The 24,204-nt window shown below is 43.4% G+C and carries 21 protein-coding genes; 4 read left to right on the forward strand and 17 right to left on the reverse strand.

The genetic code is table 11. From position 1 onward, the window contains the following. Positions 1-61: 61 nt before the first annotated feature. Entirely contained in the window at positions 62-1,405 is a 1,344-nt protein-coding gene (locus QWZ13_RS04165) for an MATE family efflux transporter (protein ID WP_290280651.1), read from the forward strand. A 58-nt stretch (positions 1,406-1,463) separates the two neighbouring features. On the opposite strand, the gene QWZ13_RS04170 is transcribed toward QWZ13_RS04165, so the two are convergent. The 3 genes from QWZ13_RS04170 to QWZ13_RS04180 are packed head-to-tail and all read right to left on the reverse strand — an operon-like array spanning position 1,464 to position 7,238. Continuing rightward, positions 1,464-4,445: a chemotaxis protein CheB gene (locus tag QWZ13_RS04170; protein ID WP_290283265.1), complete on the reverse strand. Its 2,982-nt coding sequence runs from the start codon at positions 4,443-4,445 to the stop codon at positions 1,464-1,466. Continuing rightward, entirely contained in the window at positions 4,421-4,546 is a 126-nt protein-coding gene (locus tag QWZ13_RS04175; RefSeq protein WP_290280652.1) for a hypothetical protein, read from the reverse strand. Before QWZ13_RS04175 ends, QWZ13_RS04170 begins: the two co-directional genes overlap by 25 nt. Continuing rightward, complete coding sequence (locus QWZ13_RS04180; protein ID WP_290280653.1) at positions 4,509-7,238, reverse strand: sensor domain-containing protein; 2,730 nt, start codon at positions 7,236-7,238, stop codon at positions 4,509-4,511. Before QWZ13_RS04180 ends, QWZ13_RS04175 begins: the two co-directional genes overlap by 38 nt. A gap of 142 nt (positions 7,239-7,380) precedes the next feature. Here QWZ13_RS04180 and QWZ13_RS04185 point away from each other — a divergent pair, with 142 nt between their 5' ends. Both QWZ13_RS04185 and QWZ13_RS04190 read left to right on the forward strand, forming a co-directional pair. Then, positions 7,381-7,782 (forward strand): response regulator, encoded by a 402-nt coding sequence (locus QWZ13_RS04185; RefSeq protein WP_290280654.1) that lies wholly within the window; start codon positions 7,381-7,383, stop codon positions 7,780-7,782. After that, positions 7,775-9,925, forward strand: a complete 2,151-nt coding sequence (locus tag QWZ13_RS04190) for a sensor histidine kinase (protein WP_290283266.1) — start codon at positions 7,775-7,777, stop codon at positions 9,923-9,925. The genes QWZ13_RS04185 and QWZ13_RS04190 overlap by 8 nt, the downstream gene beginning before the upstream one ends. 25 nt (positions 9,926-9,950) lie before the next feature. Here the strand turns inward: QWZ13_RS04190 and QWZ13_RS04195 are convergent, their stop codons facing one another. From QWZ13_RS04195 to QWZ13_RS04230, 8 genes are all read right to left on the reverse strand, one after another. Then, a complete protein-coding gene (locus QWZ13_RS04195) occupies positions 9,951-11,627 on the reverse strand; it encodes a methyl-accepting chemotaxis protein (RefSeq protein ID WP_290280655.1) in 1,677 nt (558 codons plus the stop codon). A 196-nt stretch (positions 11,628-11,823) separates the two neighbouring features. Further along, the gene (locus tag QWZ13_RS04200; RefSeq protein WP_290280656.1) at positions 11,824-12,210 is read right to left on the reverse strand and encodes a DUF1801 domain-containing protein; all 387 of its coding nucleotides are present in this window, start codon (positions 12,208-12,210) and stop codon (positions 11,824-11,826) included. 210 nt (positions 12,211-12,420) lie between these two features. Beyond that, on the reverse strand, positions 12,421-14,022 hold the full coding sequence (locus tag QWZ13_RS04205; RefSeq protein ID WP_290280657.1) for an SBBP repeat-containing protein: 1,602 nt from the start codon (positions 14,020-14,022) through the stop codon (positions 12,421-12,423). 277 nt (positions 14,023-14,299) lie between these two features. Continuing rightward, positions 14,300-16,219 carry a DNA topoisomerase IV subunit B gene (parE, locus tag QWZ13_RS04210; protein ID WP_290280658.1) on the reverse strand — a complete coding sequence of 640 codons (1,920 nt, stop codon included), beginning with the start codon at positions 16,217-16,219 and terminating at the stop codon, positions 14,300-14,302. 102 nt (positions 16,220-16,321) lie between these two features. Continuing rightward, on the reverse strand, positions 16,322-17,086 hold the full coding sequence (cpdA, locus tag QWZ13_RS04215; protein WP_290283267.1) for a 3',5'-cyclic-AMP phosphodiesterase: 765 nt from the start codon (positions 17,084-17,086) through the stop codon (positions 16,322-16,324). Further along, positions 17,004-17,177 carry a hypothetical protein gene (locus QWZ13_RS04220; protein WP_290280659.1) on the reverse strand — a complete coding sequence of 58 codons (174 nt, stop codon included), beginning with the start codon at positions 17,175-17,177 and terminating at the stop codon, positions 17,004-17,006. The genes cpdA and QWZ13_RS04220 overlap by 83 nt, the downstream gene beginning before the upstream one ends. A gap of 75 nt (positions 17,178-17,252) precedes the next feature. Continuing rightward, positions 17,253-17,735, reverse strand: coding sequence for a DUF1249 domain-containing protein (locus tag QWZ13_RS04225; RefSeq protein ID WP_290283268.1), 483 nt, complete (start codon positions 17,733-17,735; stop codon positions 17,253-17,255). Continuing rightward, the gene (locus QWZ13_RS04230; protein WP_290280660.1) at positions 17,690-18,295 is read right to left on the reverse strand and encodes an NUDIX domain-containing protein; all 606 of its coding nucleotides are present in this window, start codon (positions 18,293-18,295) and stop codon (positions 17,690-17,692) included. The genes QWZ13_RS04225 and QWZ13_RS04230 overlap by 46 nt, the downstream gene beginning before the upstream one ends. 226 nt (positions 18,296-18,521) lie before the next feature. Between QWZ13_RS04230 and QWZ13_RS04235 the strand changes: the two genes are divergently transcribed. Beyond that, a complete protein-coding gene (locus tag QWZ13_RS04235) occupies positions 18,522-19,847 on the forward strand; it encodes a TolC family outer membrane protein (protein ID WP_290280661.1) in 1,326 nt (441 codons plus the stop codon). Between the two features lie 54 nt (positions 19,848-19,901). On the opposite strand, the gene QWZ13_RS04240 is transcribed toward QWZ13_RS04235, so the two are convergent. The 6 genes from QWZ13_RS04240 to gcvA are packed head-to-tail and all read right to left on the reverse strand — an operon-like array spanning position 19,902 to position 24,125. Continuing rightward, positions 19,902-20,744: a 5-oxoprolinase subunit C family protein gene (locus tag QWZ13_RS04240; protein WP_290283269.1), complete on the reverse strand. Its 843-nt coding sequence runs from the start codon at positions 20,742-20,744 to the stop codon at positions 19,902-19,904. Next, positions 20,671-20,832 carry a hypothetical protein gene (locus QWZ13_RS04245; RefSeq protein ID WP_290280662.1) on the reverse strand — a complete coding sequence of 54 codons (162 nt, stop codon included), beginning with the start codon at positions 20,830-20,832 and terminating at the stop codon, positions 20,671-20,673. The genes QWZ13_RS04240 and QWZ13_RS04245 overlap by 74 nt, the downstream gene beginning before the upstream one ends. Further along, positions 20,810-21,493, reverse strand: a complete 684-nt coding sequence (pxpB, locus tag QWZ13_RS04250) for a 5-oxoprolinase subunit PxpB (RefSeq protein WP_290280663.1) — start codon at positions 21,491-21,493, stop codon at positions 20,810-20,812. Before pxpB ends, QWZ13_RS04245 begins: the two co-directional genes overlap by 23 nt. After that, the gene (locus QWZ13_RS04255) at positions 21,483-22,217 is read right to left on the reverse strand and encodes a 5-oxoprolinase subunit PxpA (protein ID WP_290280664.1); all 735 of its coding nucleotides are present in this window, start codon (positions 22,215-22,217) and stop codon (positions 21,483-21,485) included. Before QWZ13_RS04255 ends, pxpB begins: the two co-directional genes overlap by 11 nt. A 32-nt stretch (positions 22,218-22,249) precedes the next feature. Beyond that, complete coding sequence (locus QWZ13_RS04260) at positions 22,250-23,173, reverse strand: Ppx/GppA phosphatase family protein (protein WP_290280665.1); 924 nt, start codon at positions 23,171-23,173, stop codon at positions 22,250-22,252. Positions 23,174-23,231: 58 nt separating this feature from the next. Beyond that, the gene (gene gcvA, locus QWZ13_RS04265) at positions 23,232-24,125 is read right to left on the reverse strand and encodes a transcriptional regulator GcvA (RefSeq protein ID WP_290280666.1); all 894 of its coding nucleotides are present in this window, start codon (positions 24,123-24,125) and stop codon (positions 23,232-23,234) included. Positions 24,126-24,204 lie beyond the last annotated feature (79 nt).

Consider the following 24,204-nt stretch of genomic DNA (forward strand, 5'->3'; position numbering starts at 1 on the left):
CCATAGCGTTTGACCAGCATGAGATTAGAATTCTGAGACTTTATTTATGTAGAACAACACCATGGCTCTCTCTTTACGACGACAAATTCTAAAATTGGCTCTTCCCGTAGCCATGCAAAGTGTACTGATATCGCTGCTGGGCATGTCAGATGTTTTTATGGTCGCAAATTTAGGCTCGGCGTCTGTCGCGGCAATTGGTATTGGTGCGAAAATACATTTTGTTCTGGTGATGGTTATGGCCAGCCTAGGCTCCGCCATTTCTGTACTGGTCGCCCAGTATTTCGGTCGAGGGAAAACAGACTCCGCACGCAGTATTTTATTGTTAGGCATGGTTTCTGGATTATTTTTAATGCTGCCAGTGGGTTTACTTTTTTTGACGGCTTCTGAATCTGTACTGAGTTTAATGAGTCATGATGCCAGTATGATTTCTAAAGGCGCTTCCTATTTAAGAATTACTGTACCGTTACTGTTCTTTACGCATATCATCATTGCATACGAAAGTGCATTGCGCGCGCAAGGTGAAACGTTACTGCCGTTAATCCTTGCGGCTGTGGCGATAGTTATTAACATTATTTTGAACTATGTTTTGATTCATGGGGTTTGGCTGTTTCCTTCATTGGGCTCAGACGGCGTCGCCATTGCCAGCGATATTGCGAGAGGGCTTCAAGTACTGCTATTTTTTGGGTTTTTGGCGGTGCGAAACCATTCCCTGTCTTTAACCTCCCTTATTTCAGCGCGTAAGGAGGTTCATCAATACAGTAAAAAGTTTTTTATGACGGCATGGCCATTAACGTTGAATTTTACTGTGTGGGGTTTTGGGTCGTTTATCTACCATGCTATTGCCGCAACGCAAGGAACCGACGCATTGGCTTCATTGAGTTTAGTCAGCCCAATTGAAGGTTTGTATCATTCATTGTTTTTTGGTTTTGTTACCGCGTGCGCAGTGCTCATAGGGCAAAATTTAGGGCAAGATAAGTTTGAAATGGCCAAACACCTTGCAAAGCAATTCGTAATCTGGACGCCAATTGGGTCTTTATTTGTTGGTGTCGCAATTTTGCTGTCCAGCCCTTTCTTTTTACCGTTACTGATAGACCCTAACGAGTCTTTGTATCAGCTTGCCGTTCAATTGCTGTGGGTTATGTGTTTAACGTTTTGGCTCAAAGTATTGAACATGACCATCATTATAGGGGTTCTTAGGGCCGGTGGGGATAGCAAATACATGGTGGGTGTCGATATGGTCGCTATGTACATGCTAGGTATACCTGCCGCCTTGTTAGCCGCTTATTACTTAGAGTTAAGTTACGTATGGGTTTATGCCATGGTGCTCGTGGAAGAATTAGCAAAAGCCGTTTTAGTGAGTAAACGTGCGTTTAAAGGGATTTGGATTAAAAACCTAAGTGATTAAAATAACCTTCAAGGCATACCCAGGGTATGCCTTAAGTTTGCCACTATTAATTCTCCAGTTAATCAGTTTCATTGTGTTGGAGTAAAAACTTTTCAGTTTTCTGGTGCCTTAATGCATAGCTAATGCTGCGTTGCAAAAGCTGAGCGTTAATGTCGGCTTTGTCGAGAATATCGTAAACACCCAATTCAATCGATTTCTCTCGAATAATGTCATCTAAATACCCTGACAATAAAATAAAAGCCAATTCCTTATTTTTGTCACTTAGTCCGGCGACTAAATCGAGCCCGGTATGGGCATCGAGTTTGTAATCGGCCAGGCAAACATCGAAATGCTCTTTCGCCAGTAGTTCTCGACCCATCTGGAAACTACTGGCGATGGTCAATTCGTATTTATAAGGATCAAAAGTTTCCTTATTTAACATACGGGTGATCATTTCAACATCAACCTCATCATCATCGACCACTAGAACATGAATGGTATCTTCTTTTGCCATTAAAGCTCGGTTGTTCTGAGTCGCCTTTAACTCTTCTAAATAGGCTTCTAGCTTACTTTCTAAACGTTGGATATCGGTAATGTCGGTAATGGCAATTACACAGCCAAAGGTTACACCATGTTCGTCTGTATAAGGCGAGATATTGATCAGCTTAACTCGCCCTTTTTTAGTAGCAACGGTCGTTTCAATCGGTTCTCCACTGTTACACACTTTGGATATATCGGTTAAGAAGTTATCGTAAATAAGAGAATGTGAAATATGGTGAAACGGGCGACCGACATCGGTCGGTAAAAGAAAAATATCATCGGACGATTCTTGAGTGAACTTTCGAATTAGTAATGCATCATCTAAAAAGATAAAACCGAGTTTTGCTGAGCGGATGATGTTCTCAGTATCTAAATTGGCCTGAATCGTTGCTTCGATTTTCTCTTGGTATTCAGAGTTAACCGAATAGAGTTCTTCGTTAACCGATTGTAATTCTTCGTTAGTACTCTGCAGCTCTTCATTGGCTGCCATTAACTCTTCGTTAGAAGACTGGAGCTCTTCATTAGTTGTTTGAAGCTCTTCGACGGTAACTTGCAAGTGCTCTTGTTTCTTCTTGAGAGCGTCTTCTAAATCTTTAATCAACTGCTGACTGTAGCGTTGTTCGGCGTAGTTGGCATCGCTGCCTTCAGCGTCAGGGCTTGAAAACTCTCCAACCAGCTCAAAAAGCAATACATAATAAATTTGTGCCGACTTGCTATTGCTAATGTATAGAACTCGCAAGTTCGTATGGCGAATATCGCCATGCTCATCAACAAACTGAATATTTTCATATTGCACGTTGTGGGCTTTAGATTGGGCTCGGTATACGGCCGTAGTCACAGCGGTCGATAAACTATCGTTGATTAAATCGCTCAAATTAGCGCTGAACTTACCTGACCGAATTTTTTGAGTAAAGTGGGCCACCTCCCCGAATACATGCAGAACACTCATGTCTTCCGATAAAATGATGGCCGGAGGAGCATAATTTTCGATAATCGATTCATATACTTGCGTGTAACTCGAGGGGCGTTGGCTCTTTTGGAAAGTAGAAATGAGCTGATTTACACTCGGGCTGGCTCCGTTACTTTCCGGAATACTCATCAATGATGGGATTGTGTTGGTTATTAACCTTGCCGAGGTTGTTTTCTGGTAAATCTTAGTTCGATCATTGACTACATCAAAGTTACCAGACATTTCACCCAACGACTCAGAGCTGCCTAAAAATAAATAACCATATTGATTCAGTGCAAAATGTAACATGGCAATAATGCGTTTTTGTGCCTTTGGCTGAAAATAAATCAGTGCATTTCGGCAGGTGGCGAGTTGGCAGTTAGAAAAAGGAGGGTCCGATAACAGATTGTGAGTGGCAAATACCACCTTCTGTCGAATAGAAGGCAATATTTGGTAGTACTCATCGTGCTGGATAAAGTATCGGTTGATTCGCTCTTCGCTCATGTCACTCGCAATGTTGTGCGAGTAATGGCCTAAGCTAGCATCGGCGATAGCATCTGGGTCTACATCGGTGGCGAATATGCGTACGGTTTTGTTGAGCCCTAATCGCTCGAGTGCTTCTTCAATAAGGATCGCGATAGAATAGGCTTCTTCACCGGTAGAGCAGCAAGCCACCCAGATGCGAATAATATCGTCAGTTGTGTGATTCTTTAGAATCTCAGGAATAACCGTTTCTTCAAGCGCAATAAAGGCTTCAGAATCTCGAAAGAATCGAGTAACGCCGATCAACATGTCTTTGGCAAGGGTTTGTAATTCTCTAGGATTTTTTAACAAAAACGCATAGTAATCAGTAATGTTGTCTAAACTGTTAATGCCCATTCGTCGCTCGATGCGCCGTAAAATTGTTTTGCCTTTATACAGCGTGAAATCGATGTCGCTTTTAATTTTTAACAGATCATATATTTCTTTTAATGCATGCTCGGCACGTTCTGTATCGGTCTCTAAGACGGATTTTTCACCCGATACAACCGTATGATTGGTGTAGCTGGTTAATTTTCCGATGATCTCTTGAACATCGCAAATGATGTCGTAAAAACCAGTCTTTATAGCGCTGATCGGCATACCATCGAATGCTGCATTCGTGGGCTCTTGTACCATAACAAGGCCACCAACCTCTTTTATTGCTTGAATGCCGCGCGAACCATCACTGCCGGTGCCCGATAAAATAATCGCGATTGAGCGATGTTGTTGGTCTTCAGCGAGGGCTCGAAAAAAAGCATCAATAGGGTAGTGAGCGCCTTTACTGTCGAGTTGTTCAACCAAAAGTACTTTGCCTTCCGATAACATGACGTTTGTACGTGCGGGGGCCAAATAGATTTTATTGGGCTCTATTTCCATCTCGTCTGTCATTAATAAGATGGGTAACTCGGTATGGCGAGACAGTAATTCAGGCATCATCGATTTAAAATCAGGAGAAAGATGCTGAACAATGACGTAAGCATTGCCAGAATCTAACGATATGTTTTTAACACAGGCTTGGAGAGCCTCTAAGCCGCCAGCAGAGGCACCAATGCCAACATAATAGTCTGGCCGAGAGTCATTCGACATGTTTCTTTCCTAATTATAAATTTATGCTTATTGTTTGATTTTATCGGGTATATCTTTCGCGGCAAGTGGTTTACTGAACAAATACCCTTGATAAGTGTGGCAGTCTCGTTCTTTTAAACACTCTAAAATTTCATCACTGTCTACTCCTTCTGCGACAACTTTTAACTTAAACGCTTCTGCTAACGCTAAGACAGAATCGGTGATGGCGATGTCTTCTTCATCATACGGTAAATCTTTAATAAAGCTGCGGTCAATCTTTATTACGCTAATGGGGTATTTTTTTAAATGGCTCAAAGAAGCGTAGCCTGTGCCGAAATCATCAAGGGCAATACCAATGTTCGCCTCATGAAAGGCTTCTAAAGTGGCTTTTACTTCCAGGTTATCTTGCAATAGAGCAGTCTCCGTAATTTCTATGGTGACATTTTTACCGCTTAGACGTGCTGAGACCATTGAGTTTTTAACACTTTGAAGAAATTGTGAGTCGCGAAATTGCCGTGGACTCACATTAACGGACATTACCGCATCTTCTGAGACTAATTTAGCGTCTATCCATTCTCGTAACTGCATAAAGCATGAGTGCGCTATCCAGCGCCCTACGGGAGCTATGAGTCCTATTTCTTCTAACAAAGGGATAAACTCATCGGGTGCAATAAGGCCCTTTTCGGGGTGGTTCCATCGAATTAATGCCTCAAAGCCGACCACCACATTATCACTGACGGATAGCTGCGGTTGGTAGTAAACTTCAAACTCTCCAAGGTTCAGCGCTCTGTGTAAGCTGTTTCCTAGCTCGAGTCGTCGTTTAGAAACTAAATCTAGGTCAGGTGTATAGTATTGAAAATTATTGCGCCCTTCGGCTTTGGCTCTATAAAGCGCTATATCGGCTTGTTTTAATAGTGATGCGCAAGTGCTCTTTTGGCCTGCGACGGAAAAGCAGATTCCAATACTGGTTGAAATAAAGACTTCTTGGTTATCTATTTCAAAGGGCTCACGTAACGCTTTTAAGATTTTTATCGCAATAATGGAGGCTACTTCAGCCTCTGCGATGCGTTCCAATAAGACGATAAATTCATCACCGCCTATTCGGGCTAGTAAATCTTCTTCACGCAAAATATCGCTGACTCGTTTTGCGACTTCAATAAGCAGCCTATCTCCAGCTTCGTGTCCCATTGAGTCGTTGATATTTTTAAAGCCATCTAAATCTAAACTGAGCAGTGCAACGGCACCGCGACGCTGTTTATGGCTTATCGCGTGCTCTAATCGCTCTAGCAGCAATGTTCTATTGGCGAGTCGAGTCAAGGGGTCTCTTTCGGCGAGGTCTCTTAGCTTGGTTTCAGAGTGATGATAATAGGTGTTGTCGATGATAGACGCGAGAAAACCATCGACATTGCCATTTATGTCTAATAAAGGCCGCGCGTGAAAAATAATCCAACGTTCAGTGCCGTTAGGGCATTCATATTGCAGCTCTCTTTTAAACACTTTGTGGTTTAATAGAGATTTATGTAGGTCGGCTATGTTGGCTTCTGCATTAATTCCTTGAAATATATGTGTCCAGTTGAGTCCGACGGTCTGCTCTTCTTCAATAGAGGTTATCTCAAGCCATTGCTTATTAACATAGCTGGTATGCCAGTATTGATCGGTTTGTAATATACCCATGGGCGCTAAATCTGTGAGCGCTCTGAATCTTTGCAGCTCGCCTTCTAACTGGTTTTGAATCTCGTTAATCTCGGCAAGATTTTTTAATAAAACTAATATGCAAGGTTGGTGGTTCTCTCTAATAGGGACAATGGAAGCCTGCAAAACAACAGTTTGCCCAGCACGAGTGACGCCTTTAATTTGGATGTTGTGGTTTGTGCGTTTTTGATTCGTGTGTGCCTGTACAGAAAAGGTTCTCAGCGCATGCTCATTAGGGTAACTTTCAGGTAAAAGGTTTATAACTGATTTACCAAGCAAATCATGTGCTTCAAAACCGAATATTTGTTCGCTGGCCGGGTTAATTCTTAAGATGTTTAATTTAGAGTCGAGTACTAAAATTCCGCTGGGCGAAAGCTGTTCAATGATGGAATAATTCTCACGAGCACTTTCATCCTCTTTGATGGGCCTAATGTTCGAATGGCTTAAGTTTTCGCGTGTTTCAATAATGCGCAGCATATTGAGTAAGCTCGATAGTAATGGCCAAATGCGCTTGTTCAACTCAATGCGGTATGGCTCAGCACTGTTGCACAGAACTATGAGTGCCTTGGGCTTTCCGCCATCTGAAACAGGAATACTGATCATGCCGTCTATCGCTTGCCAACCGGCTGAAGAAGGAAAATTGCCTATCGTGGTTTTATCGAATACCGCCGCTTGAGTACTCATGTAAATTCGATAAAACTCTTTAGATTTCGAATCAATGGGTAAACGAAAATCAGATAACCTAAAGTCTAAGTCAGTATCGGGAGCTTCAGTGTTATCTTCTGGGTTATGAAAAACACAGCGACACTCAAAGTAAGGCTTCATCTGTTCATCAAAAGCCAACTCAAGTACAAAGGCGAGCGGGGAGTGAGTCAGATGAGAAAGTTCTCTTAACGCAAGGCGATAGGCATTATTTTTCTTTTGAACTTTTTGTCCAATACTTTGCATGCGATTAACCGCATCGCGAAGCTCGGTATCTTTTCGCCGTTTAACACTAGTTGCACTTTGACTATCAGATTTAGCTGACATGACAAATGACTCTTGACGGTGTGATGTCCATACCTGTATGTATCCTTGATACTGCAAACCCAACGGTTTAAATTGACGAATTGCGAAACGCCTTTAAGAAATTTAATAGAAAATACGAGAAAATCAAATAAATAGCGCATTTTGTAAGCTAAACTAGAGCAAAAGGTATGTAAAATTAGCGCTAAGGAGACTGCTAGGAATGAACGCCATTTCGGCTGCTAAAACAAAGAAACCCATATTACTCGTTGACGATGACGATATAGACGTCATGAGCTTGGAAAGGCAGTTTAAAAAACTGGCGATTACCAACCCGTTAGTCCGCAAAAAAAACGGCATAGAAGCCATTAACTATCTTCATGATGAAGGCTTAGAAATTGAATTTGCGGCTATATTAGTTGATATAAACATGCCGAAGAAAAATGGCTTGGAATTTTTATCAGACTTGCGCCGTGAACTGCCAGACAAAGCCCGAAATGTGTATATATTCACCACATCAGACTCCCTTGCCGAACAAAGTACTGCCGAAGCCTTGCATGTATCGGGCTTTGTGTATAAACAGGACATCGCTCAAGGTTTAAAAGGTATTAATTTTGATGATTAGCCCCCCTGGATTGCTTAAACCTAAAGCCAGTGTTGCCGCAGTCTTGCTGTTAGCTGTTTCAGTTTTTTTTACAGTAATGTACGGTTATAGTGTTTACCAACAGGCTGAACAAGAAGCGATAAACGATACCAGCCTATACGCCCAATCGGCGGCACGTGAACTGCGGCAATACTTTGATAAATACACTTCAGATGTGCGTATGTTGGCGAATTCTCCGTTGGTCGCCGATATTGTCGCTGGACAGGCCTATTTCTCTAACAATCCAAATGATGGTGAAAATAACCAACGGCTGGCACGGATCTTTAAAGCTTACATGGGGTCTAATGAGCAAGTTGTGCAAGCACGATTAATAGGCTTGGCTAACGACGGTCAAGAAATTGTGCGTGTGAATCGGCTTAATGGAAAGCTAACAATCGTTGAAGACGACTTATTGCAGTCCAAAGCAAAACGAGGTTACTTTCAAGATATAAGCAAACTAAGCCCCGGTGAAATTTATATCTCGGATATTGAGCTAAATCGCGATTTTGGTGCTTTAACGACGCCACTTCAACCCGTTGTACGCATTGGGGTTCCTCTTTTTACTAAAACAGGTGAGCTTTTTGGCGTTTTGTTGTTGAATGTGGATATGACCATGCGGCTCGATCAAATGGCCAAAGCAGTAGAGACTCATGGCAGTAGCATTCAAATATTATTAATGAATTCAGCCGGAGATTATATAGCACACCCGATAAGTTCTAAAAACTTTGGCTTTGAATTTGGCGTTCCTCAAAAATTTTCAGATGATTATCAAGCGCATTCCGATCTTCAAGTGGTGAGTACATCTACTGAACTTACACGATATTTCATAACGACTGAAAAAATTGAATTAAATCAACAAGACCGTTTTTTGCAGGTAGCGGCAATGACGGCAGTGCGACCAATTGTCATCAAAACCCTAATGTCTGCGATTTATTTAGAAGTTTTGATATTGGTGGTCATCACAGCCTTCATGATTTACCTCATTTACTCAAGTCGATACATGAAACTTGAACAAAAACAGTTGGCACTGAAATCGGAACTTGAATTTGATCTGATTTTTCGAGAAATGATCGAGACAGCCCCTTACGCAAAAATATTAATAAATGAAAAAGGATTGATTGAGCTAGTTAACATAGAGGCTGAGAAAATGTTTGGCTATAAGCGATCAGAGTTGCTGGGTCAAAACATAGATATGCTAATGCCCAAAGATGATCTAGACAGACTGAAAGAACAAAGACAACAGTATCTCGGAATACCATCGCATGGGAAACTCTCCACTGAAATGGCCTATAAAGCAGTGAAACAAGATGGAACCGAGTTTCCCATTGAAATTAGTTTAACCTCCATGGTGACCCCTCAAGGGAGAAAGATTCAAGCAACCATTGTGGATATTTCAGAGCGAGAAAAATTTATTGCTGAACTAAGTCGCCAGAACGAAGAATTGAACCAATTTGCTTATGTCGCCTCTCACGATTTAAAAGCACCACTGAGGGGTATTGATCAAATTGCTTCTTGGTTAGAAGAAGACTTAATGGACAATGTTAGCGCTGATTCACAAAAGCACTTGAAGCTAATGCGTTCAAGAATAAATCGCATGGAAAGTTTACTGGCTGGATTGTTGCAATATGCTCGCGCCGGCAGTGTATTGGGTGAGCTTGAGTCAATCGATTTACATAAGCTTGTGACAGAAGATTTTCACATGATAAACCCGACACAACGGTTTACATTAAAAGTGAAAAATCCGTTACCAACATTAACAACCTCAAAGCCATTAATTGACATAGTGTTTCGAAATTTAATGTCTAATGCAATGAAACACCATGATCGACCTAAAGGTAGAATAACCATTGATTGGCGTAAAAAAGGCGCTTTCTATCAATTTGAAGTCTGTGATGATGGCCCAGGAATACCTGAAGAGTTTCGTGATAGGGTCTTTGGGTTATTTCAAACATTGAAGCCAAGAGATGAAGTCGAAGGCAGTGGAATGGGCTTATCTATTGTTAAAAAGACCATTGAAACCATTGGAGGTGAAATTACTATTGGCGATTGTGACCCTTGCGGAGCGATGATTACTTTTACTTGGCCTATAGAATTAAAGCAAGAACCTGAATCACCCGCCGCCTAAACTAGGCAGCGGGTGGGATTGATAGTTACACTTTAAAGCCCGAAGATACATCATCAACGTTTTCAGCCAAACGGTTCACTTCAACGAACTGGCTTTGAGTTTCCTCAGTTCCCTGTTGAATTTCTTCTGAACTGTTTGCTATGTCTGAAACGGCTTTGGTTATATCGGTAGCAACGGCCGACTGTTCATTGGCCGAAGTGGCAACCATCGTATTCATTTCAGTCAATTGACCAATAGAATTTGTGGTCGACTCAACCAACGTCTTAATGGTATTCATCGCTTCAATAACCGCACTTCGGCTCTCGATAGTCGTAGACATTTCTTCAGAAGATCGCTTAGAGCTGTCGCTGAGCTTGTCCAGTATTTCTCCAATTTCTACGGTACTTTGTTGGCTGCGTTGGGCAAGTGTGCGTACTTCATCGGCTACTACCGCAAAGCCTCGGCCTTGTTCGCCTGCGCGAGCGGCCTCAATTGCCGCGTTTAAAGCAAGTAAGTTAGTTTGCTCAGAAATACTTTGAATAACACCCAGTGCTTGGTGAATACCTTGAACATTCTCGACCAATTCGCTGACCGAACTATCTACGTTATTTAGTACCGTACTTAAATCACTGATACGATCCGTAGAAGTGTTTACCTGTACGAGTACTTCATTGATTTCAGAATGAACTGTTTCCGCAATATGGCTGGTGTTTTCAGCGTTGCTGGCAATTTCTGACGCCGTAGCACTCATTTCCTCAATAGCTGCCGCAACTTGCAACGTATTCTCGCGTTGGCTTTCTACTTCGACAGAGAGTTGTTTCTGCTTAGAGCCTGCCGCAACAGACATTGATTTCAATTCGGTACTGGCCGCTTTTAAGTTTTTAATGTCTTCGGCCAAACTACCTATAAAGGTGTTAAAGCTCGAAGCAATATGGTCTAACTCAGAAATGCCACGCATTGGTAATGTCATGGTTAAATCACCTCGACCACTGGCAAGACCATCGACCGACTCAGATAGCTTATCAAGCGAAGAAGAAATGGTGCGAATCGCCAGCGTGGCTAATACTGCGGTAATCGCAATCACTAAGAAAATACTGAAAGTTGTTTTAGATACACTCGATTGCTGTGCATCGGATAAATCACCATTAATGTTGTTAAGTACGCCTTCAACAGAATCGAAGTACAAGCCAAGACCAATAAACATATTCCATTTGTCGATGCCACTGATGTAAGAAAATTTAGGGCTAGGCTCATCTTCACCCGGCTTGGGAAAGTGGTAAGTATAAAAATTTTCTTTATTGCCCTTGGCGATGTCGACCATGTCTCGGATCAAATATTGCTGAGTTTGGTCTTGTAAATCCCAATAATTATTTCCTAACCCAGCGTCAGATGGGCCAAGTAGTAGTCGGTTGCCTGTGTAATCGTAACCAAATATGTAGCCAACTCCTTCATCAAAAACAAAGTTCTTAAGAAGTTCGATACCTTCTTCTTTTCCAGAATCTCCAGGCATAGCAATGTATGGCTCAAGTAGTGCATTCGCACTGTGAAGCAAAGACTTTAATCGATTTCGCTCGGCATCCATGATGGCGTTTTCGGTCGTACCAAGCACATTCACACCGAGTTGCTTAATTGAACTTGAAGACAAATAAATTGCGGTTATGGCAATTATTAACAGAGGAAGCAATGCCAGTGCATAGATTCTCATTTTGATAGACTTAAACATAGCGTACCCAATTGGTTTCTAAAGGAGGTAGTTCAGTTATCGGCCGAACTCAGTAATTACTTTAGTTGCCAGTTTGGAGTTGCTCCACTTTTTATTTAAAAAAAGCCGTGCAATATTGAGTCTTTAGCATTAATAAGCTAAAAGCTCGGTATTGCTCGTACTAAAGGATGGCTTAAAAAGGGAGCATAAAATAAGTTTACTTTGAAAGTGCCGAACGGCGTTCTCTCAAGGAATCGATTATGAGGGTTTTTATGGCGGGCAGATCACACATCTCTAGCGATTTCACTTTCACGTGGCGCATGTTCTTGCCAGTGCCTTCTAATAAAGACGCAGGGTCTTCTAAGTGAGCGCCTTGGTAAAAACCTAAGTTCACCCAAGATTTGTGCGGCAAAATGTAACAATATCCTTCACTCATTTTTTTAGCGCCAACGCCATAGGTCGCTGCTCGATCTCCCATGCGCACGACTTCGCAAGCAGATGGGTCGATCGATAAAATTAATGCTTTAAGTTTTTTAGCAATAGGCTTGAGAGGCGCTTCGGTGATGATTAATAAATCATCGAAATTATCATTGTTGTTTTTCATGGAACCACTCGCTTGTTAAAGTGTCTTCAGTTTAGGCTAAGACCTAGGGCGATATTAGCAAGCGACTATAAGATTGAATAGTTTTCATGGTTGGGTGAAATTCGTTGAATTTCAATTGTACTGTATAGCCCTGCACTTTAAGGTAAGGCTACACAGCATCTTTATTTAATCTATAGGCTCAAATAGAGTGGACATTTCAGCAAATGAATTTTATTGCAATTCACCGTCTGAATTGTATTTGGCGATAAATACATCACTTGTGCCAATACGAACATTTCCATTTAAACCAACAAATGACTCTCCCGTGACAAAAACATTTCCATAGTTATCTACTTTGATATCGTAGCCATAGGTGGATCCTCCGGAGGCCCCAAATTGTCGGGTCCAAAGTGTCTGACCAATTGAGGTGAGTTTTGAGATAAAGGCATCACCAGTGCCACCATAACTATTACCCGATAGGCTGCTATAGGTGTCGCCTACAATATACATATTTCCACTTGAATCGAGAAAAGCACTTTCAGCACCACTTTGAGCGTTCGGTTCACCATATAGTGCGGTCCACTGCCTTGTAAAGTTAGTATCGAACTCAACAAAGAAAGTATCTTTGATACCTTTAATGGATTGGCTATGAAGTGTTCCAGTCCCAGAAGTATTTCCGACCACTATGAGGTGGCCATCCGAGTCTGTGAGCAAGTCTGTAACGTATAAATCTAGTTGCTCAGCCCCAAACAACTCTGTCGTCTTCTGCGATAAATTTGCATTTAGTTTAGTTATGAAGGCATTGAACCCGGTTCCTGTCATTGAGACGTTGTCAAAACTAGCGCTTGTGCGCCCAGCGATAAAGACATTTAGATTACTGTCTACCGCAATTCCTCCGGGAATTAACTGTTCATTCGTACCAACTGAAAATATTGCCTTATTTAAATCGCCAGTAATGGGGTCTAATTTTGCGACAAACATCTTTGAAGTTTTATTGTCGGGCTGAATTGAACCAGCAACATAAATAAACCCATCTTCATCTAGTACCAATTCGTTAACTTCGGAAACGGTTGATGATTCACCAGTAAACTGAGTCCACTGCCATTCACCATGCTTATCAAACTTGGATATAAAAGCGTCAGAGTCACCCACTAAGGATTCTCCACCAAGGCTACCGGTGGTGAATCCTGCAATATACAGATTGTCATCGTTGTCGATGGTTAAGGAAGAAGGGAAGGTATCACCCTCGCCGCCATGAAGTATGGTTTGAAGACGCTCCCCTAAGGAGCTGTATTTGATTAAAAAAGCATCGTTATGAGCCGTGCCGAGGTTCCCGTTTAAATCACCATCAGTGCTGCCTGCTACCCAGATATTACCTTGGCTGTCGGTTGCTAGTGCGGATCCGCCTGTTTTCGACTCAATCACACCGTTGAGCTTTATGCCTTGCCAGCGATCCGTTGTAAATGAAAACACACTGGCAGGAAGTGAATGGCCTTTAGCACTTTTTATGGTGCCAGCCATAGTCACAGTATAGGTTGTGCCTTCTAAAAGTGGATTCTCTGGCGTAAAGGTGACCGTCTTTTTATCCGCACTGTAGGTAAAATTACCAAGAGTTTCTGGGTCTAAAGATAGGGTAGAGGAGTTGATTGTTGTTGTGTCCATAGCAACGGAAAACTCAACTGAAATAGGACCATGAGTAGGTTGATTGGTCGAATTGTATTCAGGGCTTACGGATACTATCCTGGGAATATCTGAATTATTTTGTTGATTCTCAATTACGTTGCAGCTCATCAACAGAATCGTGACGGTAAAGGCCAGTACTCTATACATCATGATGTAAATCCTATGTTTATTTTTTGTGCGGATTCGTTTTCGATCCGAGGGTATAAATTTATTGTTGGTATTATATCGTTCGAAGCTGAACAGAAGCTTATTTTTTGGGTTTTTTCAGTAGTAAGGTAAAGATAATGAGTCTCCTAATGATAGGTTGGTCTATTTGACCAATCTATCATTAAATAAATGGTGCAGGTTTATTGTGAGTGAGAAAAAGAAATAAAGCGGTGATGGTTTGGGTAACTAACCGCTCTGAACGCTATAAAAGTGAGTGAACTTAGTTCTCTGTTTCAACCGCCGTCTCAATATCAGCCAAGTTCCCCTTATCTTCTAACCACTTCTTACGATCACCCGAACGTTTTTTTGCTAACAGCATATCCATAATTTCCATGGTGTCGCTTTGGTCTGTTTCTTCAATGGTGAGACGAACTAAACGACGGGTATTAGGGTCCATCGTGGTTTCACGTAGTTGCATTGGGTTCATTTCACCCAAGCCTTTAAATCGCTGAATTTGTACTTTGCCACGTTTTTTCTCGGCTTCTATGCGATTTAGAATGCCAATGCGTTCGTCATCATCTAAAGCGTAAAAAACTTCTTTGCCGATATCAATTCGAAACAGCGGTGGCATCGCTACGTACACATGCCCAGTTTCGACCAGCTTTTTAAAGTGTTTAACGAACAACGCACACAGTAAGGTGGCAATGTGGAGACCGTCAGAGTCGGCATCGGCTAATATGCAAATTTTACCGTAACGTAAGCCTTCGATATTATCTGAATCTGGGTCTACCCCTAATGCAACGGCAATATCGTGAACTTCTTGGCTGGCTAAAATTTCGCTGCTGTCGACTTCCCAGGTGTTTAAGATCTTACCACGCAGCGGCATGATTGCCTGAGTCACTCTATCGCGTGCTTGTTTGGCGGAGCCGCCTGCTGAGTCACCTTCCACTAAGAAGAGTTCGCCGGCCATAGCATCGTTGCCGGAACAATCGGCCAATTTACCAGGCAGTGCAGGACCACTGGTAACTTTTTTACGAGCGACTTTTTTGGCCTTGCGCATACGTGCATTGGCATTAGAAATACACAGCTCGGCTAGCAGTTCGGCAACGTCGGTGTGTTGGTTCAACCACAATGCAAAGCTGTCTTTCACTACACCAGAAATAAAGGCGGATGCCTGACGTGACGATAAACGCTCTTTGGTTTGGCCCGCAAACTGAGGGTCTTGCATTTTAAAAGATAAAACGTGAGAACATTTATCCCAAATATCCTCTGGGCTTAATTTTACGCCGCGAGGTAGTAAATTACGATACTCGCAGAACTCACGCATGGCATCCAATAAACCTTGGCGTAAGCCATTAACGTGCGTACCACCTTGCGCTGTTGGAATAAGGTTTACATAGCTTTCGCCAATGCCTTCTCCACCTTCCGGTAGCCATTGTATGGCCCAATCAACGGCTTCTGTTTCACTGCTAAATGAGCCAGTGAAAGGCTCTTTGGGTAGGGTTTCGTAAAATTTGGTTGCACTTGTGAGGTAATCTTTTAAGCCATCTTCGTAAAACCAGGTATCGGTTTCGTCTTTTTCTTCATTGAAGAAATTGATGGTTAGGCCAGGGCATAAAACGGCCTTGGCGCGTAAAATGTGTTTTAAGCGGCTGGCTAAAAACTTGCCTGTATCAAAATAAGATTCATCCGGTTTAAAGCGAAGCGTAGTGCCGGTTTCTTTTTTAGCGCACTTCCCAATCACTTCCATATCGGTGGCTTTATCGCCGTTTTGAAAGCCCATGCGATGAATGGCGCCGTCTCGCTTTACGGTGACTTCTAAGACTGTTGATAATGCGTTGACCACAGAAACGCCGACACCGTGCAAACCGCCTGAAAACTGGTAGTTTTTGCCAGAGAACTTACCGCCTGAATGGAGTCGAGTTAAAATAAGCTCAACACCAGGAATACCGTGCTCTGGGTGAATATCAACCGGCATGCCGCGGCCGTTATCGGTTACGCTGAGCGAGTTATCTTTATAAAGCGTCACGTCTATTTGATTAGCAAAGCCACCTAAGGCTTCATCCACGGAGTTGTCGATCACCTCTTGCGCCAAGTGATTTGGACGAGTGGTGTCGGTGTACATGCCCGGACGTTTACGAACAGGGTCTAATCCGCTGAGAACTTCAATGGCTTCAGCTGAGTAGTTGTTCTTGCTCATGTGACGAGTGCCTCTTAAAAAAACCGAATAAAATCAAGGGGGTTAGGATAACGGAAAAGAGAGCGGCAGGCTATTACTTGGAAAGAGGTTAGGTGTTACCTACTAATAGCCTTGCTGGGTGTAATCTATTTTGAAATCGACGCCTTCGATGCGTGAGATGCTTGTCTCTATATCGCCGTTAGGGTGCAGTGTTAAACATCGGTAGCCTGGCCCGGATGAATCAATACCAAAATCTTTGCTTTTTGGTAAAAATTGAACACAGGTAGATGGGGTTGAAATGTATCGAAAGCCGTTAAACATAACATCACTGGCTTGATGCACATGGCCGCAAACAATGGCGCGTATATTCTTATAAGGCGCGATTAATTGTTGAAATTCTTCTGAGTTTTTCACTCCAATTTTGTCGATCCACTGACTGCCCATCGAAATAGGGTGGTGATGAAATGCAATGAGAATGTGTTTATCGTGGTGCTGATCAAGCGCCGTCTTTAAAATATCTAATTGGTCTTGTGCAAGATTGCCATAGACTTTGCGAGCTACGACAGAATCGAGCATTACAATAACCCAATCGCCAAGCTCAGTAACGGTTTGAGCGTAATCGGTACCCTTTGCTACCGTGGCCATGTTGTCTCGATTATCGTGATTGCCTGGAATCCAACGCATGGGAGCATTGAGCGGTGCAACAAACGATACGAAGTTTTCGTAAGCGCCAACACTGCTGTCTTGAGCAATATCGCCCGTGGCTAAAATGAGATCGATATGGTCCACTTCTTCTTGAACGCGCTCAACAATTAGCTTTAGGCTGTCTTCTGTATTCATGCCAAGCAAGGTTCCATCGGCTTTGGCGTGAAGATGTGGGTCCGTAATTTGGACCAGCGAGAGCGCTCTTTCCATTGCGGTCATTATTCCATGTACGTGAAAAAAAACTGTTATACACAATCAGTGTAGACGATGTCATTAAATGCGGGCAAATACCAGCACAATTCGTGACCTAGTCAACATTTATGCGTCAATTTTTTAACTTTCTGTGGGTTTAACTTGGCGACCACTGCTTTTGACTGAGTCCATGGCTGAGCAGGTGGCTTAGCCATTCTCCTAAAAAGTGGTTGGCCTGGGCTTTTTCATCAATTTGGTACATTTGGTTATTGGGGTATCGGTACACACCGGCCAGTTGCTGGCCCTGGCTTAGCGTGACGACTTCGGCCATTCGTGCATCGTCATACAATCTTACAATAAGCTCTACCGACTTGGCCTGCAAAGGCATGTAATCGAGTGTTTTGGTGAGCTTAATTGTGGTGGTGTATTTAAACCGCTCAAGTACATCAACGTCTACCTTAATAAAGCCATTTTGTGCATCTTGCCAGCTGTAGTGATAGCTCGGTTCAGTAGCATCGCCTAACAAGCGCTGAATGCGCACAAAGTTGGCTTCACACATGGCGGCGTGTCGAGCGACATCGGGTACGTATTTTTTCATAACCACTGTTGCTTTAAACGTTCTTTGTTCAACATAAACCATTGGCAAGCAATGATGCTGGCGGCGTTGTTAATGGTGCCGTTAGCTAGCCATGCTAAGCCTTCATCTATAGAGGGCGTTACAACACGAATATCTTCACTTTCCTCATCTAGCCCATGAATGCCGTAGGCGTCGCGGCTATCTACCTCGGCAACGTATAAGTGAATTCGCTCATTGGTGCCACCAGGGGAAGGGTAGTATTGAGTAATGAGCTCCATTCTGCCTAGCTCTACTCCGGCCTCTTCTTGAGCTTCGCGGCGCCCAACTTCTTCAGGCGATTCGTCTTTATCTATTAGACCGGCCACCAATTCAATGAGCCAAGGATTATCGCCTTGCATGGCTCCAACTCGAAACTGTTCAACAAAAACAAACTTATCGGCGTTGAAATCTACCAGCAGTACGCAAACAGCATCGGGTCTCACTAACAACTCGCGTTTAATTTCTTGCTCGGTACCATCGAAGCGTTGATGGCTTACGGTTAGGCTATCCATAGTGTAAAAGCCTTGGTGAAGTGATTTACGAGCTTTTATCTTGTATTTAAACTGGTCAGTGTCGCGCTGCATCGATAACCTTGCTGTACTGTTGAGTTAGAAGCGTAATTTTAGCAAAAGTTTGGTGAGCTTGCTTGTGACGCATTGGGTCTGAGTAGATCCACATTTCGTGCACAAGCGTAAATAGTGTGCGATAGGGCTGTTATTATGACTTTTGGGTCTTCAGTATAGGGCTATATTCGCCAACAATGCTCCACCATAATGATACTATTAACTCATCTAACTTTGAGAACTTCGCATGCAGACTAAACAATGGATCGCTTGTCTAAGCTTTGTAGCCGCCACAGGTGCTGCCAGTGCCTCCCAATCTATAATCGATACTTATAAACAAGCTCTAGAAAACGATACAGGGCTTGAAATCACGCGCTTACAAGAGCAACTTGCGCAAGAACAGGTGTCCAGCGGTTTAGCTAATTTATTGCCGTCTGTTTCCGCGTCGGCCTCTTATGGCGTGAACAGTGAAAATGGGGAAGATGCTTTTACGCCTTATTTTGGTGTTCAATCGATTGGCGCGGGTGTTTCTCTGAATCAAAATTTGTTTAATTTGGCGGCTTTTAGCGCCTATGATGCACTTAAAGTAAACGCATCGGCGGCAGAAATCGCCACAAAACTGAAAGAGCAGGAACTCATTGTTGATGTCGCTCAAAATTACATCAGTGTAATGCGAGCTCAAGATGCACTTGAAGTAGCTAAGGCGCAAGTAGAAGCCGTAGAGCGCCAATACGATCAAACCAACCAGCGCTATGAAGTTGGCTTAGTCACAATCACCGATGTACTTGACGCAAGTGCCGCTTTAGATCAATCCAAAGTGGCGCTGATTCGTGCCGAAGCGCAATACGATATCGCCATGCAAACGGTTTCTATTTCTACCGGTGCCGATTTCGAAGGTGCAAAGAAGTTATCCGATGCGATGCCAATAAAAGCACCTGCTATTGAAGGCATGCAAAGTTGGATCGACTTCGCAATTGAAAATCACCCGTCCATATTAAAAGCCAAGAAAGATATGGAAAATGGCGAGTTAGCATTGCGCGCAACTAAACAAACCAAACTCCCTTCACTCACGGGTTCAATTTCTGTGAATTATAACGATTCATTTGGAGATGACATTGCAACCGATTACAGCGATGAAACTCATTGGAGTGCGAGCTACGGTTTAAGAATCAGCGTGCCGTTATACACCGGTGGATCTACCGAAGCCGACATCGCCATGAAAGGAATTCAAAATAATATTGCCGAGCAAAGCCTTATTGCGCAGCAGCGTGCTAAGCAGGTGATGGTCGGTAACTATTACCGAACAGTTCGTGCTGACGCGTTAAATGTTGAAGCTCAGCGACAAGCACTTAAATCTCGTGAGAGTGCCCTGCAAGCCACCGAAGTGGGTTACGATGTAGGAACACGAAACATCGTAGAAGTGCTCAATGCTCAGTTGGCGGTTTTCAATGCCCAAAACGCTTTGAATAATTCACGATACGATTACGTGTTAAATCTTTTGCAGTTAAAAAATGAAGCGGGCCAATTATCGATAGCCGATTTAGAAGAGATTGAAAAATTCTTGATCGATTAATTTTAGATTGAAATCAAAAAGCCCTATTAAGGGCTTTTTTTGTGTCTGTTCGTTTTAAAAAGTGGTCTGAATAGATTGCCAATAGTCACGATAAAGTTGAATGGATTCATCGGCCGATATTGGGTTAAATACTACGGTGGCCCCTTGGGTTAATTGTGCCAGTTTATCTAGATCGGCACTGATTACCGCGCCCAGTTTTGGGTAGCCGCCAATGGTTTGCCTATCACGCATCATTACTATGGGTTGGCCTTCACCCGTAATTTGGATAGAGCCTTTGGCAATGCCTTCAGAGTATAGCTCGCGAATAGACGTTGGCACTTTTTCGCCTTCTAAACGAAACCCCATACGATCAATTTGTTTGCTGAGTTTATAAGGTTGGCGGGTAAAAACAGCTAAGGCTTCTTCGCTAAAATGCTTAGCTTGGTAGCCTTTAACAAACCTAAGTTCAACATGCGGCTTCATTGAAGGTTGCTGCAAGTAAGGCAACGATTTTGTCGTGGTGTGATAGCTTTCATGACCTTCTAAGACTTGGCCTTTGGTAATGGGTTTGCCCATTTCTTCACGAACCACCGTAGCGGAACTGTCAAACCAAACCGGCGCAAGAAAACCACCACTAACGGCTAAATAAGCTCGGGCACCCAACGCGGCAAAGCCAATATTTAGTTGATCGTTTTTCTTAAGGTGCAGTGTTTTCCACATGGGTTGTGGTTTGTTGTTCACGGTTATAGGGCAAAAGGCACCGGCTAAGGCAATAGAGCAAGCTGCAAGGCATTTTAGAGAGAGCCCACCTAAGGTGATTTCTAAGGCGGTTTTATCGATATCATTATCGACCAACTGATTGGCAATGGCAAAGCTTCGAGCATCCATTGGGCCGCCTTCGGTTAAGCCTTTGGCCATATGGCCGTAACGCCCTAAATCTTGATACGTTGTCAGCGGTCCGGCTTGGATCACGGTGAATAAGTTCATAACGTGCCGCCCAATTCAATAAACTCCTCTTTGCTTATCGCCATAAACTGTACTTGATCACCCACTTGGTATGGCATGCAAGGATCGGTATTTGGATCAAATAAAACACTGGGGCAGCGCCCGATAATGTTCCAGCCTCCCGGTGTAGCAAAAGGATAGATAGCCGTTTGCTGATCGGCTATAGCAACAGAGCCAGCTGGAATAATTGCGCGTGGCGAAGGCAAACGAGGCATGGCAATGTGAGCTTCAACTTCACCTAAATAGGCAAAGCCCGGTGCAAAGCCAATGGCAAATACATCGTAGATTTTTTGGCAGTGGGCGGTTATCACGGCCTCAGGTTTTATGCTGTGAAACTTAGCAATTCGTTCAAGATCGAGTGCGACCTCTTCGCCATAGTAAACCGGCATGCGAACTAATTTACCGCTCAGTTGTGGGCTATGGTAATCCTTTAGTGAAGGGATCAGCTCCTTTACTTTTTGTCCAACCTGCCGGTGGTTTGTTTGTAAAGGGTTAAACGAAATCAGAATGGACGTGTAAGAAGGTACGAGGTCAACTAAAGAAGCGCCTAAGCTCAAGCGAATAAGATCGCACAGTGACTGTAATCGGCGAATAGAAGCACGGCTGGGTGAATAGGTTACGTACAATATAACCGAATTTTCAGAGGCTACTTCAAGTCTCATCGTTGACTAGCGCTCTAATTTTTTGAATCTGTTTTATTGCTGTTGGGTTGTCACCATGAACGCACAGTGAATCCATTGGCAAAGAAAGTGTCTGCCCGCCATGGGTTGTAATGGTTTTTTTGTGAATCATGTTCGTCACCTGGTCGAGCATCTCGTCTTCTGAAAGTAAAGCGCCTTCTTGCGTGCGGGGCATCAATAGACCGTTATCGGTATAGGCTCGGTCGGCGAATACTTCAAACAATAACGGCACGCCAATATAGAGGGCTTGTTTACTGTGCTCGGCATGATTAGTGGTACTCATGATCATCAGCTGCAAGTCACTTGGGTAATCGGCTACGGCTTGCATTATTGCGGTTAATAACTCGGGGTTCGCCATCATGTCGTTATATAAAGCGCCATGAGGTTTTACAAAACGAAGCGTTAACCCTTGGCATTTGGCCATACCTTCGAGCGCCGCAATTTGGTAGTGCAGTAACGGAGCAACGTCAGGTAGCGCGATAGCCATGCTACGTCGCCCAAAGCCAGCTAAATCTGGGTAAGCAGGGTGTGCACCCACGCAAACATCGTGCTGCTTTGCTAGGTTAAGCGTTTTAGAGATGGTTATCGGGTCGCCAGCATGAAAGCCGCAGGCCACATTAGCCATATCAATATAAGGCATTACTTGGGCTTCGTCGCTCAGTTGCCATTGACCAAAACTTTCACCTAAGTCGCAATTAAGCTGCAAAAAAAGCCTCCAAGGAAGAAATCTAAAAGGTATTAATCAACAGTATAGGTCGGTGCAACAAGCTCATCGATCAAACCTTCGCGAATGGCTTTATTCGAAATGCGCAATTCATTAATGTTGAAACAGTGAAAAAGCCGATTCAAAATAATATAGCCTGCGCCAAACACTGCAATTCTACGAGGATTTAATTCTAATAGATGTGACAGTTGGTGCTGGTTTTCGGCTTGCGTTAATACCGGCAGTAACCGGTCTAGTTGCTCGCGGCGAATGATGCCTTCTTCGGCAATGCCTAAATTGTGCATTGCCCAACTGACCGATTTAATCGTACCGGAAGAGCCCATAGCATCTTCCCATTCGAGGCCATCAAACCGATGCGCGATGGTATTGATTTGCTGGTCTACATACTCGATGCATTTATTCAGTTGATCTTGTGGCAGCTTATCGTAATTTAAAAAACGTGACGTTAAGGTCACGCAGCCTAACTCTAAACTGGCGACAACTTTTGGGTCGCGGCCTTCGCCATAAATCATTTCGGTGCTTCCACCGCCAATATCGATGACAAAACGTTTTTGCTCTGGCTGCCCTTGAGAAACACCACGATAGATATATCGGGCCTCGTCTTCGCCGCTTAAAATACGAATGTCGTGCCCTAACGTAGCTTTTGCGAGTTCAAAGAAGTTATTTTCAGGGTCTAAATTACGAAATGCACTGGTACCAACGGCAGAAACCGCTATAGAGGGAAAGGTTTGTAGGTGGTCGTGAAAATGGGATAAACACCGAAGTGCACGAGATTTGGTTTCGTGGTTCACTTTTCCACCGTCAACGCCAGCCGCCAGACGTACAAGTTCCCGCCGGCAATCTACAGACGTAAGACCATGATTCTCGTTTTTCATGATAACGAGATGGAAGCTGTTTGAGCCCAGGTCTACTGCGGCAAAGTACTGTGGTGCATTCATCAGATATTTTCTTTTTTGTTGACGTCAAATATAGCGTCAATTGGCGATGAGTGCCAGTTTAAGGTGCAATAGTCATCTGTTGTGTGAGCCACGCACGAAAAACGGTCATGGCGCGACTTAACTCGCCATTTTTACGATAGACCAAATAAAAAGACTTAGGTAATTCCAGACTCAGCTCGATAGGCACCAATAAAGTGCCTCGTTTGATTTCTTCGGAGATCAGGTTAGGGTCCGTCAGGGCAATGCCCATGCCATTCCGAGCGGCCTGCGCCGTTAACATGCCGCTGCTCATGTTCATCAGCCGATGCACCGGGTTAAACTCTAACTTGGAAAGCTTAAACCAACTGCGCCATTCATCTGGACGGTCTTTAACTTGCAACAGTCGATACTTCAGTAAATCTCTGGGTTCTTTTATTGGGTGCTGCGCTAAAAAGCTCGGCGAGCATACTGGCACTAATACCGAAGATCGTAAATGTTGGCATTCAATGTCGGGCCAATCGCCATTGCCAAAATACACCGCCATATCTATATCGCTGTTGTTGAGCTCTTGGTTGGTACCTGAGTTTGATATATCGAGTTCAATTTCGGGGTGGCGCTGGGTAAAGTCGGCTAATCGAGGCATTAACCAGCGATCTAAAAATGCCGGAACCACAGAAAGCTTGAGCTCTTCTACGGTATTGGCCGACACCAGCTTATCGGTGGCCATTTCAATGCTTTTAATCGCATGAGAAATAGCAATCAAATAGTCTTTGCCAGAAGGGGTTAGATCGATTCGTCTAACCTTTCGTTCAAACAGATCAGTTCCTAAAAATTCTTCCAGGCTTTTAACTTGGTGGCTGATGGCCGAAGGGGTAACGTATAATTCACGTGCAGCCCCTTGAAAGCTGCCGGTACGACCTGCGGCTTCAAAGGCTTTTAATGCATTTAATGGGGGTAAGCGATTAATGGCCATGTTATAGGTTAGAAAATCTCATCTATTTATTAAATTTCTCATTTGCGAAAAGCCTAGCAGACTTCTAAACTGATGGTCA

It is taken from the genome of Reinekea marina (assembly GCF_030409715.1).
GTDB lineage: Bacteria > Pseudomonadota > Gammaproteobacteria > Pseudomonadales > Natronospirillaceae > Reinekea > Reinekea marina.